Here is a 13,941-nt window from a genome sequence, read left to right on the forward strand (position 1 = left end):
CACGCGACGCCAGGGGCGTCGGCGTACAGGTTGAAGGTGGAGTGGTGCGCGGGTGGTCCCTGTGACCGGTCCATCGTCGTTTAGAACACGAATTTGAGCTCAAGGGTCGGGGCAGGGCAGGCGACAGCAAGCCCGCCACCGGCCAAAACGGGAGAATAGAGCATGAGCAACTGGTTGGTAGACAAACTGATCCCTTCGATCATGCGTTCCGAGGTGAAGAAGAGCTCGGTGCCGGAAGGCCTGTGGCACAAGTGCCCGGCGTGCGAAGCCGTGCTGTATCGTCCGGAGCTGGAAAAAACACTCGACGTCTGCCCCAAGTGCAACCATCACATGCGTATCGGCGCTCGTGAGCGTATCGACATCTTCCTCGATGTCGAAGGCCGCGCCGAGCTGGGCGCTGACCTGGAACCGGTCGATCGCCTGAAGTTCCGTGATGGCAAGAAGTACAAGGATCGCCTGACCGCCGCGCAGAAGCAGACCGGCGAGAAGGACGCGCTGGTCTCGGTCAGCGGCACCCTCATGGGCATGCCGATCGTGGTCAGCGCCTTCGAGTTCTCCTTCATGGGTGGTTCGATGGGTGCCATCGTGGGCGAGCGCTTCGTGCGCGCAGCCAACTACGCCCTGGAAAACCGTTGCCCGATGATCTGTTTCTCCGCCTCCGGCGGTGCGCGCATGCAGGAAGCGCTGATCTCGCTGATGCAGATGGCCAAGACCTCGGCGGTGCTGGCGCGCCTGCGTGAAGAAGGCATCCCGTTCATCTCGGTACTGACCGACCCGGTCTATGGTGGTGTGTCCGCCAGTCTTGCGATGCTGGGTGATGTCATCGTCGGTGAACCGAAGGCGCTGATCGGCTTCGCCGGCCCGCGTGTGATCGAGCAGACCGTGCGCGAAAAACTACCGGAAGGCTTCCAGCGCAGCGAGTTCCTGCTGGAGCATGGTGCCATCGACCTGATCATCTCCCGTCATGAGCTGCGTCCACGCCTGGCCCGCCTGCTGGCACAGATGACCGGCCAACCGACTCCCGAGCAGGCAAAAGAAGCGGCCGTCGTCGCGTGATGAGCCAGCGTACTCTGGGCGAGTGGCTCGCATACCTCGAGCAGTTGCACCCGTCGGCCATCGACATGGGCCTGGAGCGTTCACAGCAGGTGCTGGCGCGCCTCGCGCTCGGTAGGCTGGCGCCGAGGGTGGTGACGGTCACCGGCACCAACGGCAAGGGTTCGACCTGTGCGTTCATCGCCTCGTTGCTGCGTGCCCAGGGCTTGAAGGTCGGCGTGTACAGCTCGCCGCACCTGTTGCGTTACAACGAGCGGGTGCTGATCGATGGCGTCGAAGCCAGCGATGAGCGTCTGTGCGAAGCCTTCGCCGCCGTCGAGGCGGCGCGGGGCGAGATTTCCCTCACCTACTTCGAGATGGGTACATTGGCGGCCTTCTGGCTGTTCCAACAGTCGCAGCTCGATGCCGTGGTGCTCGAAGTGGGCCTTGGTGGCCGTCTGGACACCGTGAACGTGGTGGACGCCGACATGGCGCTGGTGACCAGCATCGGTGTTGACCATGTCGATTACCTGGGTGATACCCGTGAACGGGTGGCCTTCGAGAAGGCTGGCATCTTCCGTGCGGGCAAGCCGGCGCTATGTGGCGACCTGGACCCACCGCAGCCACTGCTGGACAAGGCCGCCGAACTGGCTGCGCCGCTTTTCCTGCGTGGCCGTGAGTTCGACCTGGACAGCGCCGAAGGCCGCTGGAGCTGGCGTGGCACCACGACCGACGGTCAGCCGGTGGCGCTGCATGACCTGCCGCTGCTCGACCTGCCCATGGAAAACGCTGCCCTGGCACTGCAGGCCTACCTGCTGATGGGCTTGCCGTGGCAAGCCGAGCAGGTTCGCCGGGCGTTGCTCGATACCCGCATTACCGGTCGCCTGGACCGTCGGCAGTTGACCTGGCAGGGCAAGGCGGTGGAGCTGCTGCTGGATGTCGGGCACAACCCGCATGCCGCCGAGTACCTGGCTCGCCGTCTGGCCGCGCGTCCGTTGAAGGGGCGTCGGTTGGCGGTGTTCGGCCTGCTCGCCGACAAGGACCTGGAGGGCGTGATCGCGCCACTGCAGGGCCTGGTCGACGACTGGGCGGTAGCCCCCCTGGATACCCCGCGCAGTCGTGCGGCTGCCGAACTGGCCACTGCCTTGACGAACCAAGGTGCTACGGTGAAGTCTTATGCCAGTGTCGCCGCTGCCCTCGAAGGGCAGTGTGCACAGGCAACGGCGGATGACCAGATCTTGCTGTTCGGTTCGTTTTTCTGCGTCGGCCAAGCCCTGGAATGGCTCGAGCGGCAGGTCCCGGAGGATGGAGTAGATGGCAGTGCTGGATAAAGGGATGAAGCAGCGCATGGTCGGTGCGCTGGTGCTGGTGGCGCTGGCGGTGATCTTCCTGCCGATGCTGTTCACCCGCGAGGACGAGATGCGCCAGGTGCGCGTCGAGGCGCCCCAGGCGCCGGCCATGCCAAGCCTGCCCGACGTCAAGGTGGAGCCTGTGCAGGTGCCGGAGCCTCAGGCGCTGCCTGATCCCTCGGAGCAACCGCCGGTGGTGGTCGACGAGTCCACTGCACCGGTCAGCGCGCCAACCCAGCCGATCACGCCGTCACCTGCGCAGGTCGCTCAGGTGCCGGTGGCCAAGTCGCCACCCCCAGCACCTGCCGCTAAAGCTGAAGCGCGCCCGGTACCGCCTGCCACTCCCGCACCTGCTGCCACCGCCAGTGCAAGCAAGCCGGCGGCAGCGTCGAAGATCGACGCCAACGGCCTGCCGGTGAGCTGGTCGATCCAGCTGGCCAGCCTGTCCAATCGCGCTGGGGCCGATAACCTGCAGAAGACGCTGCGCAGCCAGGGCTACAACGCCTATATCCGGTCGGCCGACGGCATGAACCGGGTATTCGTCGGCCCACTGATCGAGCGTGCCGAAGCCGAGCGCCTGCGTGATGTGATCAACCGCCAGCAGAATCTCAAGGGTATCGTGGTTCGTTTCCAGCCGGAACGAGGCTGAATCCTGGCGGCCCTGCCAGATCAGCGTATTGACGCCGGTCGGGCGGGGCCGTTTTTCATTCGGATTCCACCCCTCGCAAGAGCTACAAAGTTGTCCTGGAAGTCAAGCTGCAGGCCTTCAACGACCTGACATTCCGCTTACCCCAAGCCCTCCGCTCTGTTAAAATGCGCCGCCTCAAACGTCTGCAGGCAGCACCGTGGCATTTACCTGGGTTGATTGGGCGATCATTGCGGTCGTCGCCGTTTCCTCACTGATCAGTCTCAAGCGCGGCTTCGTCAAGGAAGCCTTGTCCTTGCTCATCTGGATCATTGCCGGCGCGGTCGCCTGGATGTTCGGCGGGTCGCTGTCGCAGTACCTGGAGAGCTATATCCAGACACCCTCGGCACGGATCATCGCCGGGTGTACCATTCTTTTCGTCGCCACCCTGCTGGTGGGGGCGATGATCAACTTCCTCGTCGGCGAGCTGATCCGCGTGACCGGGCTGTCCGGCACCGATCGTTTCCTCGGCATGGTGTTCGGCGCCGCGCGCGGGGCCTTGCTGGTGGTGGTGGCCGTCGGCTTGCTCAGCCTGGGCCCGGTGCAACAGGATCCGTGGTGGCAGGAATCACGCCTGATACCACAATTTCTATTGGTCGCTGACTGGTCGAAGAACCTGATTCTCGGTTTCGCCGGTCAGTGGATGTCCAGTGGGATCAGCTCTCCAGTTGATCTTCCGTTCAAGGAACAGCTGCTCGGTCCATCCCGGCCCTGAGCGCTTTTCACTCAAGTTTCGTCAAAGTAGGGGTTGCGTCGCATGTGTGGCATCGTCGGTATCGTCGGTAAGTCGAACGTCAATCAGGCGCTGTATGACGCGCTAACGGTCCTCCAGCACCGCGGCCAGGACGCTGCCGGTATCGTGACCAGCCATGACGGCCGGTTGTTCCTGCGCAAGGATAATGGCCTGGTGCGCGACGTCTTCCAGCAGCGCCACATGCAGCGCCTGGTCGGCCACATGGGCATCGGCCACGTGCGCTACCCGACCGCGGGCAGCTCCACCTCGGCCGAGGCTCAGCCGTTCTACGTCAACTCGCCGTATGGCATCACCCTGGCGCACAACGGCAACCTGACCAACGTCGAACAGTTGGCCAAGGAGATCTACGAGTCCGACCTGCGTCACGTCAACACCAATTCCGACTCGGAAGTGCTGCTCAACGTGTTCGCCCATGAGCTGGCCGTACGCGGCAAGCTGCAGCCGACCGAGGAGGACGTGTTCGCGGCGGTCTCCCATGTGCACAGCCGCTGTGTCGGTGGCTATGCGGTGGTGGCGATGATCACCGGCTACGGCATCGTCGGCTTCCGTGACCCCAACGGCATTCGCCCGGTGGTGTTCGGCCAGCGCCACACCGACGAAGGCGTCGAGTACATGATCGCCTCCGAAAGCGTTGCCCTGGACGTCCTCGGCTTCACCCTGATCCGTGACCTGGCGCCAGGCGAGGCCGTGTACATCACCGAAGAAGGGCAGATGTACACCAAGCAGTGTGCCAACAACCCGAAACTGCAGCCTTGCATCTTCGAGCATGTCTACCTGGCTCGTCCTGACTCGATCATGGACGGTGTCTCGGTGTACAAGGCGCGTCTGCGCATGGGCGAGAAGCTGGCCGAGAAGATTCGCCGCGAGCGCCCGGAGCACGACATCGACGTGGTCATCCCGATCCCGGACACCAGCCGCACCGCGGCCCTGGAGCTGGCCAACCACCTGGGTGTGAAGTTCCGCGAAGGCTTCGTCAAGAACCGCTACATCGGCCGTACCTTCATCATGCCCGGGCAGGCCGCGCGCAAGAAATCGGTACGCCAGAAGCTCAATGCCATCGAGCTGGAATTCCGCGGCAAGAACGTGATGCTGGTGGATGACTCGATCGTACGCGGCACCACCTGCAAGCAGATCATCCAGATGGCCCGTGAAGCAGGCGCGAAGAACGTCTACTTCTGCTCCGCGGCGCCGGCTGTGCGTTACCCCAACGTCTACGGCATCGACATGCCGAGCGCTCACGAACTGATCGCCCACAACCGTACCACCGAGCAGGTGGCCGAGTTGATCGGCGCCGATTGGCTGATCTATCAGGACCTGCCGGACCTGATCGAATCGGTCGGTGGCGGCAAGATCAAGATCGAGCACTTCGATTGCGCGGTGTTCAACGGTGAATACGTGACCGGCGACATCGACGATGCCTACCTGGACCGTATCGAACAGGCTCGCAACGATGCGGCCAAGGTCAAGACCCAGGCTGTCAGCGCGATCATCGACCTGTACAACAACTGACTTTGGGCTTTTTAGGAGTAACGGCATGACGGATCAATGGGATGCCGGACGGCTGGACAGCGACTTGGAGGGTGTCGGTTTCGACACCCTGGCAGTGCGTGCCGGTCAGCACCGTACGCCCGAGGGCGAGCACAGCGAAGCGCTGTTCCTGACCTCCAGCTATGTCTTCCGCACGGCCGCCGATGCGGCTGCGCGTTTTGCCGGTGAAACGCCGGGCAACGTTTACTCACGCTACACCAACCCGACCGTGCGTGCCTTCGAGGAGCGCCTGGCGGCCATGGAAGGTGCGGAGCAGGCCGTGGCGACGTCCACCGGCATGGCGGCGATTCTCGCCGTGGTCATGTCGCTGTGCAGCGCCGGCGACCACGTGCTGGTGTCGCAGAGCGTGTTCGGCTCGACCATCAGCCTGTTCGAGAAGTATTTCAAGCGCTTCGGTGTGCAGGTGGACTACGTGCCGCTGGTCGATCTTAGCGGTTGGAAGAACGCCATCAAGGCCAATACCAAGCTGCTGATCGTCGAGTCGCCGTCCAACCCGCTGGCGGAGTTGGTGGATATCGGCGCACTGGCCGAAATCGCCCACACCGGTGGCGCGATGCTGGTAGTGGACAACTGCTTCAGCACGCCGGCGCTGCAGCAACCGCTCAAGCAGGGGGCCGATATCGTCTTCCACTCCGCGACCAAGTTCATCGACGGCCAGGGCCGCAGCATGGGCGGCGTGGTTGCCGGTCGTGCCGAGCAGATGAAGGAAGTGGTGGGCTTCTTGCGTACCGCGGGGCCGACCCTCAGCCCGTTCAACGCCTGGATTTTCACCAAGGGCCTGGAGACCCTCAAGCTGCGCATGCGTGCGCACTGCGAGAGCGCGCAGGCCTTGGCTGAATGGTTGGAACAGCAGGAGGGTGTGGAAAAGGTGCATTACGCCGGCTTGCCAAGCCATCCACAGCACGAACTGGCCAAGCGCCAGATGAGTGGCTTCGGCGCGGTGGTCAGCTTTGAGGTCAAGGGCGGCAAAGAGGGCGCCTGGCGCTTTATCGACGCCACTCGGGTGATTTCGATCACCACGAACCTGGGTGACAGCAAGACCACCATCGCCCATCCGGCGACCACCTCCCACGGTCGTCTGAGCCCGCAGGAGCGTGAGGCGGCCGGCATCCGTGACAGCCTGATTCGTGTTGCGGTGGGGCTTGAGGACGTCGCCGATCTGCAGGCCGACCTGGCGCGTGGGTTGGCAGCGCTGTGATCGACTGGACAGGTGGCGAGCCAGACCATAACGGTCGGGTGGCCTTGGTAACCGGTGCCGCCCGCGGCATCGGCCTGGGCATCGCCGCCTGGCTGATCTGCGAAGGTTGGCAGGTGGTGTTGAGTGACCTGGACCGCCAGCGCGGTGCCAAGGTTGCCAAGACCCTGGGCAGCAACGCCTGGTTCATCGCCATGGACGTCTCCGACGAGGCCCAGGTCAGCGCTGGTGTGGCGCAGGTGCTGGGCCAGTTCGGACGTCTGGATGCGCTGGTGTGCAACGCGGCCATCGCCAACCCGCACAACCATACGCTCGAGAGCCTGAGTCTTGCGCAATGGAATCGTGTATTGGCGGTCAACCTCAGTGGCCCGATGCTGTTGGCCAAGCACTGTGCGCCTTACCTGCGCGCGCATGGCGGGGCGATCGTCAACCTGGCCTCCACACGTGCACGTCAGTCGGAGCCGGACACCGAGGCCTATGCCGCGAGCAAGGGCGGGCTGCTGGCACTGACTCACGCCCTGGCCATGAGCCTGGGGCCGGAGATCCGGGTCAACGCCGTCAGCCCTGGTTGGGTCGACGCTCGCGATCCGTCCCAGCGCCGCGCCGAACCCCTCACCGAAGCCGACCATGCCCAGCATCCAACGGGCAGGGTAGGGACGGTGGAGGATGTTGCGGCACTGGTGGCCTGGCTGTTGTCGCGTCAGGCCGGATTCGTCACCGGCCAGGAATTTGTGGTCGATGGCGGCATGAGCCGCAAGATGATCTACAGCTGACGCGCCACTTGCCGCTGTGCAAAGCAAAAGGAGCCGACAAGGCTCCTTTTTCGTTCTGACGCTTTTTCAGGTTTTTGAAAAAAAATTCAACGGGGCTATTGACTTAGCATCGGTACCTGCGTAAATTTCGCGGCCTCAGCGAAGCAAACGCAACAAGCAACATCGCGAGGGTGATTAGCTCAGCCGGGAGAGCATCTGCCTTACAAGCAGAGGGTCGGCGGTTCGATCCCGTCATCACCCACCACTTCCTGAGATTGTTCCTGACCCGGGACGCTTCGAAAGAGGCTTCCTACCAGAGAGGAACAGGACGCAAGTCCACATGCGCAGCGGTAGTTCAGTCGGTTAGAATACCGGCCTGTCACGCCGGGGGTCGCGGGTTCGAGTCCCGTCCGCTGCGCCACTTACTTCAACAGATGGGTGAGCTTCACCGGTCTGTGGCATGAAGGCAAGACCTTCCTGCCAGATCCCAGTTTCAAGCAGGTTACGGCCTGCGAGATACGCAGCGGTAGTTCAGTCGGTTAGAATACCGGCCTGTCACGCCGGGGGTCGCGGGTTCGAGTCCCGTCCGCTGCGCCATCTTCTGCTTCGAGGCCCTAGAACTCCTCCAAGCGACATTGAAGGCGATAAACCAATCGCCTTTTTTGTGCCTGCAACACCAGCGTCATGCGCTGGCACGCAGATCCCAGTTTCAAGCAGGCTTCGGCCTGTGCGACACGCAGCGGTAGTTCAGTCGGTTAGAATACCGGCCTGTCACGCCGGGGGTCGCGGGTTCGAGTCCCGTCCGCTGCGCCATATTCGCTTCGAGGTCACTGAACACCTCGAGGCACAGAGAGAGCGACCTTAGGGTCGCTTTTTTTGTTTCTGTGGCCTGGTGAATGGCTAGTGCCGGCCTTTGTATCAATCGCCAGTGCTGTTAGACATCGGCGTGGAGCTGACGGGGTCAGTCTGAACATTTACCTGATGCTGACAGACTCTTCACCGACCAGCGGTTTCGGCGACCCAGCGATGTGTTGCACAATAGGCACCATTCGTTCTTCCCGGAATTGACAATGTCCAGATCTACCGTCTCTGTAGCGCTCGGGCTGGCCCTGGTGCTGGCGGGTGTTTCCGGCTGTTCCTCGAAAAAGGCAGCGATCTACGAACACGAGAACTTCGACGACTCGGGGACGTTCTCGCGCAGCTTCCAGGTCAGCGATGCCGGGTCGTGCGAAGCCGCGCGCCGGGCATTGCTGAGCCAGGGCTATATCATCACCAGCAGTGACGCGAGCCAGGTGGCGGGCAACAAAAGCTTCCAGCAGAACGCCGAGAACCACCTGCAGATCAGCTTCAACATCACCTGCGCCCCCGACAGCAGCGACGATCAGCGTTCGACGATCTTTGCCAACGCCCTGCAGGATCGCTACACCCTGAAAAAATCCAACACCTCGGCCAGCCTCGGTGTCGGCATCCTCGGCTCGGTGTCGATGCCGATCGGCTCCACCGACGACTCCATGGTCAAGGTGGCCAGCGAAACCGTGACTTCGCCGCAGTTCTACGAGCGTTATTTCGCGCTGGTCGAAAGCTACCTGCCAAAACAGAAGAAGCAGAAAAAGGCCGCCCCTCAGGTGGAGGCGCCCAAGCCTGAAAAACCGGCGCAGGAGTTGGGCTTGCCCGAGCCTGCGGCATTGGCCCCGGCCGCACAGCCAGCGGCGGTACCGGTGTCTGGCAGCGCGCCGCAGGTCGAGCCGGCAGCGCCGGTGACTCCTTCGGAGCACGCGCCATCGCCGACCGCTGCAGCACCAGCCGCCAGCGAGGCGCCCGCGGCGCCAGTGGTCGACGATAGCCAGGGCTCCCAGCCTATTGCGCCGCCGGTCGAAGCTGCGCCGATCCAGGTGCAGCAAGCGGCACCCACCGGCGAGCCGGTACCTTCGTCACTCTAGGGAAATGCTTCATCTGCTGTTACACACGTACTGAGGTTAACGACCTGAACGCCTGCTACGTTTATTCCTCATGGGGATGTCATGATTCCTTCATCCGGCCCGCTTAGCTTGATGGCCAGACCCATGAAAAAATGAATGCAAGAGGACGCAGGCCAATGGACGACTATCAGGAAGAACTTCTCGAATTCCAGGCATATGAACTGGATACCCCGGAGCCGGCGGAAGACGCCACCGAGCTCTAGCCTACTTGCCGCTGATGGCGGCGAAACTCCCCCGGTGTCAGCCTCGTCCAGCGCTTGAATGCGCGCTGGAAGGCTTCGGCCGATGCAAACCCCAGCAGATAGGCGATTTCACCGAAGGCCAGCTCCGTGTCGCGGATATAGGTTTCGGCGAGGTCGCGTCGGGTGTCATTGAGCAGGCCGCGAAAGCTCGAGCCTTCCTCGGCCAGCTTGCGACGCAAGGTCCAGGTGGGCAATTGCAGGTGGCGTGACACTTCCTCCAGGTCAGGCTCCCGTCCGCCGTTGAGCAATGGGCCGAGCAGATGTGTGATGCGCTCGCCCAGGCTGCGCACACGCGTGCGCTGAGTCAGCTCCGTCTCGCACAGTTGCAGCAGGTGCTGCCAGGTACTGGGGCAGTGGTGTGGGTTGCCCAGCGCGAGGGCGGCCTGGCCGAGGCGCAGCTGGTTGCTGGCGGCACCGAACTGCACGGGCGTGCTGCACAATGGTTGGTACAGGGTACTGTAGGCGGGCGCCTCGAACTCGATTTCCATGCGTTCGGCCAGCAGCGGCGTGTCAGCCAGCCCTGACAGCTGTGCCAGCCAGCCGGCCAGCAACGAATCGACCACGAAGCGGTTGTAGGTGTTGTACGGGCTGATCGAATAAAAGCGCAGCCAGGCCCCTTGGGCGTCTTCGATGAAGGCCGAGCTGCCACGATAGTTGGCAGCGTACAGCGGCTCATAGCGCAGCAGGGTACGCGCGGCCTCGCGCACGTTCGGGGCTTGCGCTGCCGTCACGCCTGCCAGGCCGGCCTGGGCCAGGCGGCTCAGGCGCCCCATGCGCAGCCCCAGGGCGGGCTCGGCACTGAGCTCGATGGCTGCATGCCCCAGGTGCATGTAGCGGGGAATCGACAGGCGGGCACCGGCTTCGTTCATGCGCATGGCATCCAGCCCATAACGTTGCAGCAGCGGTGCCGGGTCATGTCCCAGCTCCTGCAGGGCTTCGGTCAGGGGCTGGACGAAACCTACCGAGAGGTCACCCAGGCGCACGCGTGGCTGGCGCATGCCCTTACAGCCACAGGTTCAGCAGGCGGGCACCCTGGCTGGGATTGCCAGCCAGTTGCGCGCCCGCCTGGTTGGCAAAGCCCTGGCCGTCGCTGCCCAGCTCCCAGAACTGGCCGCGCAGGAAGACACTGATGCTTGGCAGCTTGGGGTTGGCGGCCAGGATCAGTTGACGCCAAGCCGCCTCTTCACTGACTTCGCCTTTGCTCAGCGGCAACTGGTTGGCAGCCTGTTGGTGGCGGTTGCCGCGCCAGGGTTCCTGCCAACTTCCCTTGCCACTGAGAAACACCGGATTGGCGATCAGTTGCACCGACTGGTGAGCCAACAGTTCATGGTTGCGCGGATACCAGCTGTCGCTGCCCACCAGTACACCCAGGCGCCCCGCCGGGGTCTGCACGACCTGCAGTGGCTGGGCCTGGCCATCTTGAATGAAACGACGGACCTCGCTATCGGCGTATTGCTGCAACTGCGGCTGGCCAAGCGGTGTGCCATCGCTGGCGAACACCAGGCTGCTGTTGAACAGGGGGCCTTTGCCGACATGCAACTGGCCCTCCTCGACATAAGGCGACGGCAGCACGATGGAGCCGGCCACCAGGGTGACGCCGAACTCGCGGGCCAGGCCGCCAAACAGTTGCTGGTAGTCAGCGGCCATCTGCCGCGCCTTCATGCGCAGGTGCGCGTCGGAGCGGCGATCATCACCAGTGGCCGCCAGCATGGCCAGGCCGTAGCGCACGGGGTTGCTCAGCTCCAGCCACTGCCAGGCCTCGCGGAACTGGGTGACCTGGTACAGCTCCTTTTTCTCGCCGCGGGCCCAGAGCCAGGTGCCGATGTGCTCGGGTAGCACCACCACCGTTCGCGGGTTGACCAAGCCTTGGGCGCGGGCCTGTTCCAGATATGCCGAGAGCTTGCGGTGCAGGCGCCCGAGGCTCTGGTAGTCGCTGGGGTAGAGCAGCGGCTCGATGCCCAGCAGGTTGCCGTGCTCGCCGGGTACGCCCTGGTTGAGCGCCAGTTCGATGCGCAGATCGGACAGGTAATGACCTTCCGGGCGCTGTTGGGTCCAGAAGCCATAGCTGAACAGGGCGGCGATCATCACCAGCGCCAAGGCGCTTGCCAGGAGTTTGCGCATGAAGCGGTACGGCATCTTGAGGCCAACGGTGCTCTAGGGTAGTCCCGCTGTGCAGCAGGATCAATAAGTTGTCAGTTTCGATCATTGAGCCGGTTCAAACGCCTGTTTAATGTCGACGGCAGACAAACGACGGGGCCCGTGTGAGGCACCCGCATTCCGTGATCACGCCTCATCAGGAGTCCCTCCATGGCTGCCGAACGTTACCCACACCTGTTGGCCCCGCTCGATCTGGGCTTCACCACCCTGCGTAACCGCACCCTGATGGGCTCCATGCACACCGGTCTCGAAGAGCGCCCGGGTGGCTTCGAGCGGATGGCCGCCTACTTTGCCGAACGTGCTCGTGGCGGGGTCGGCCTGATGGTGACCGGCGGTATTGCGCCGAACGACGAGGGTGGCGTGTACTCCGGTGCGGCCAAGCTCAGCACCGACGAAGAAGCCGATAAGCATCGGATCGTCACCGAGGCGGTGCACGCGGCAGGGGGCAAGATCTGTCTGCAGATCCTGCATGCCGGTCGCTACGCCTACAGCCCCCGGCAAGTGGCGCCCAGTGCCATCCAGGCACCGATCAACCCGTTCAAGCCCAAGGAACTGGACGAGGCGGGCATCCAGAAGCAGATCGATGACTTCGTGAACTGTTCGGTACTGGCCCAGCGTGCCGGCTACGACGGCGTCGAGATCATGGGTTCGGAAGGCTACTTCATCAACCAGTTCCTCGCCGCGCACACCAACCACCGCACCGACCGCTGGGGTGGCAGCTACGAGAACCGCATGCGTCTTGCGGTAGAGATCGTCGGACGCGTACGTGAAGCGGTGGGCCGTGAGTTCATCATCATCTTCCGCTTGTCGATGCTCGATCTGGTCGAGGGTGGCAGCAACTGGGACGAGATCGTGCAGTTGGCCAAGGCCATCGAGCAAGCGGGTGCCACCTTGATCAACACTGGCATCGGCTGGCACGAGGCGCGCATCCCGACCATCGCGACCAAGGTGCCGCGCGCAGCGTTCAGCAAGGTAACCGCCAAGCTGCGCGGTGCAGTGCAGATTCCGCTGATCACCACCAACCGCATCAACACGCCCGAAGTGGCCGAAGCCGTGTTGGCCGAAGGCGATGCCGACATGGTATCGATGGCCCGGCCCTTCCTCGCCGACCCTGACTTCGTCAACAAGGCTGCCGAGGGCCGCGCGGACGAGATCAACACCTGCATCGGCTGCAACCAGGCCTGTCTGGACCACACCTTCGGCGGCAAGCTGACCAGTTGCCTGGTGAACCCGCGTGCCTGCCACGAGACCGAGCTCAACTACCTGCCGGTACGTGCGGTGAAACGCATCGCCGTGGTCGGCGCAGGGCCTGCTGGCCTCGCCGTGGCGACGGTCGCCGCCGAGCGTGGGCACGAGGTGACCCTGTTCGATGCCAGCGCCGAGATGGGTGGGCAGTTCAATGTCGCCAAGCGTGTGCCGGGCAAGGAAGAGTTCTTCGAGACCCTGCGCTACTTCGCCAACAAAGTGAAGAACAGCGGCGTGACGCTGCGCCTGAACACCCGTGTCGGTGTCGACGAGCTGGCGGCGGGCGGCTTTGACGAGATCATCCTGGCTACCGGCATCACCCCACGTACGCCAACCATCCCCGGGGTCGAGCACGCCAAGGTTCTGAGCTACCTCGATGTGCTGCTCGAGCGCAAGCCAGTAGGTGAGCGGGTTGCCGTGATCGGCGCCGGTGGTATCGGGTTTGACGTCAGCGAGTACCTGGTGCACAAGGGCATCGCCACCAGCCAGGATCGCGCTGCGTTCTGGAAGGAGTGGGGTATCGATACCAGCCTTGAAGCCCGCGGTGGTATCGCGGGGGTCAAGCCTGAACCCCATGCCCCGGCACGCCAGGTCTATCTGTTGCAGCGCAAGAAGACCAAGGTCGGCGACGGCCTGGGCAAGACCACTGGCTGGATTCACCGTACAGGTCTCAAGAACAAACAGGTACAGATGCTCAACAGCGTCGATTACCTGAAGATCGATGATGCGGGCCTGCATGTGCGCATTGGCGAAGGCGAACCGCAGGTGCTGGCGGTGGACAACGTGGTGATCTGCGCCGGGCAGGAGCCGCAGCGCGAGCTGTATGAAGGGCTGCTGGCCAAGGGGCAATCGGTGCACCTGATCGGTGGTGCGGATGTCGCTGCCGAGCTCGATGCCAAGCGTGCGATCAATCAGGGATCGCGCCTGGCAGCGGAGCTCTAGAAAGACCGAACTCCCAATACATACTTAGCACCGACTGTCCGCCTGGTGGCGGCAACCTCTC

General features: G+C 63.4%; 11 protein-coding genes and 4 tRNA genes. 13 read left to right on the plus strand and 2 right to left on the minus strand.

Going from position 1 to position 13,941, the window contains the following annotated elements:
* The first annotated feature begins 162 nt into the window (after nt 1-162).
* From accD to APH44_RS13105, 12 genes are all read left to right on the plus strand, one after another.
* The gene (gene accD / locus APH44_RS13050) at nt 163-1,056 is read left to right on the plus strand and encodes an acetyl-CoA carboxylase, carboxyltransferase subunit beta (protein WP_054893105.1); all 894 of its coding nucleotides are present in this window, start codon (nt 163-165) and stop codon (nt 1,054-1,056) included.
* The gene (folC, locus tag APH44_RS13055) at nt 1,056-2,363 is read left to right on the plus strand and encodes a bifunctional tetrahydrofolate synthase/dihydrofolate synthase (RefSeq protein ID WP_054893106.1); all 1,308 of its coding nucleotides are present in this window, start codon (nt 1,056-1,058) and stop codon (nt 2,361-2,363) included. Before accD ends, folC begins: the two co-directional genes overlap by 1 nt.
* The gene (locus tag APH44_RS13060; RefSeq protein ID WP_054893107.1) at nt 2,347-3,030 is read left to right on the plus strand and encodes an SPOR domain-containing protein; all 684 of its coding nucleotides are present in this window, start codon (nt 2,347-2,349) and stop codon (nt 3,028-3,030) included. Before folC ends, APH44_RS13060 begins: the two co-directional genes overlap by 17 nt.
* A 196-nt stretch (nt 3,031-3,226) precedes the next feature.
* On the plus strand, nt 3,227-3,781 hold the full coding sequence (locus APH44_RS13065; protein ID WP_054893108.1) for a CvpA family protein: 555 nt from the start codon (nt 3,227-3,229) through the stop codon (nt 3,779-3,781).
* 42 nt (nt 3,782-3,823) lie between these two features.
* Entirely contained in the window at nt 3,824-5,329 is a 1,506-nt protein-coding gene (purF, locus tag APH44_RS13070) for an amidophosphoribosyltransferase (protein ID WP_054893109.1), read from the plus strand.
* Between the two features lie 25 nt (nt 5,330-5,354).
* Nucleotides 5,355-6,566, plus strand: a complete 1,212-nt coding sequence (locus APH44_RS13075) for an O-succinylhomoserine sulfhydrylase (RefSeq protein ID WP_054893110.1) — start codon at nt 5,355-5,357, stop codon at nt 6,564-6,566.
* Nucleotides 6,563-7,336 (plus strand): SDR family oxidoreductase, encoded by a 774-nt coding sequence (locus APH44_RS13080; RefSeq protein ID WP_054893111.1) that lies wholly within the window; start codon nt 6,563-6,565, stop codon nt 7,334-7,336. The genes APH44_RS13075 and APH44_RS13080 overlap by 4 nt, the downstream gene beginning before the upstream one ends.
* A gap of 168 nt (nt 7,337-7,504) precedes the next feature.
* A tRNA-Val gene (locus tag APH44_RS13085) sits at nt 7,505-7,580 on the plus strand.
* A gap of 79 nt (nt 7,581-7,659) precedes the next feature.
* Nucleotides 7,660-7,736: transfer RNA gene (locus APH44_RS13090), tRNA-Asp, on the plus strand.
* 99 nt (nt 7,737-7,835) lie between these two features.
* Nucleotides 7,836-7,912: transfer RNA gene (locus APH44_RS13095), tRNA-Asp, on the plus strand.
* Nucleotides 7,913-8,051: 139 nt separating this feature from the next.
* Nucleotides 8,052-8,128, plus strand: a tRNA-Asp gene (locus APH44_RS13100).
* Between the two features lie 257 nt (nt 8,129-8,385).
* A complete protein-coding gene (locus tag APH44_RS13105) occupies nt 8,386-9,255 on the plus strand; it encodes a DUF2242 domain-containing protein (RefSeq protein WP_054893112.1) in 870 nt (289 codons plus the stop codon).
* Between the two features lie 238 nt (nt 9,256-9,493).
* Here APH44_RS13105 and APH44_RS13110 read toward each other — a convergent pair whose 3' ends face one another.
* Together APH44_RS13110 and APH44_RS13115 are read right to left on the minus strand one after the other, a co-directional pair.
* On the minus strand, nt 9,494-10,534 hold the full coding sequence (locus tag APH44_RS13110) for an AraC family transcriptional regulator (RefSeq protein ID WP_054893113.1): 1,041 nt from the start codon (nt 10,532-10,534) through the stop codon (nt 9,494-9,496).
* Nucleotides 10,535-10,538: 4 nt separating this feature from the next.
* A complete protein-coding gene (locus tag APH44_RS13115) occupies nt 10,539-11,657 on the minus strand; it encodes a nitrilase-related carbon-nitrogen hydrolase (protein WP_054893127.1) in 1,119 nt (372 codons plus the stop codon).
* A gap of 186 nt (nt 11,658-11,843) precedes the next feature.
* Here APH44_RS13115 and APH44_RS13120 point away from each other — a divergent pair, with 186 nt between their 5' ends.
* The gene (locus tag APH44_RS13120; RefSeq protein WP_054893114.1) at nt 11,844-13,880 is read left to right on the plus strand and encodes an NADPH-dependent 2,4-dienoyl-CoA reductase; all 2,037 of its coding nucleotides are present in this window, start codon (nt 11,844-11,846) and stop codon (nt 13,878-13,880) included.
* The last annotated feature ends 61 nt before the right edge of the window (nt 13,881-13,941 follow it).

This window comes from Pseudomonas sp. NBRC 111143, from assembly GCF_001320965.1.
Lineage (GTDB): Bacteria > Pseudomonadota > Gammaproteobacteria > Pseudomonadales > Pseudomonadaceae > Aquipseudomonas > Aquipseudomonas machongensis.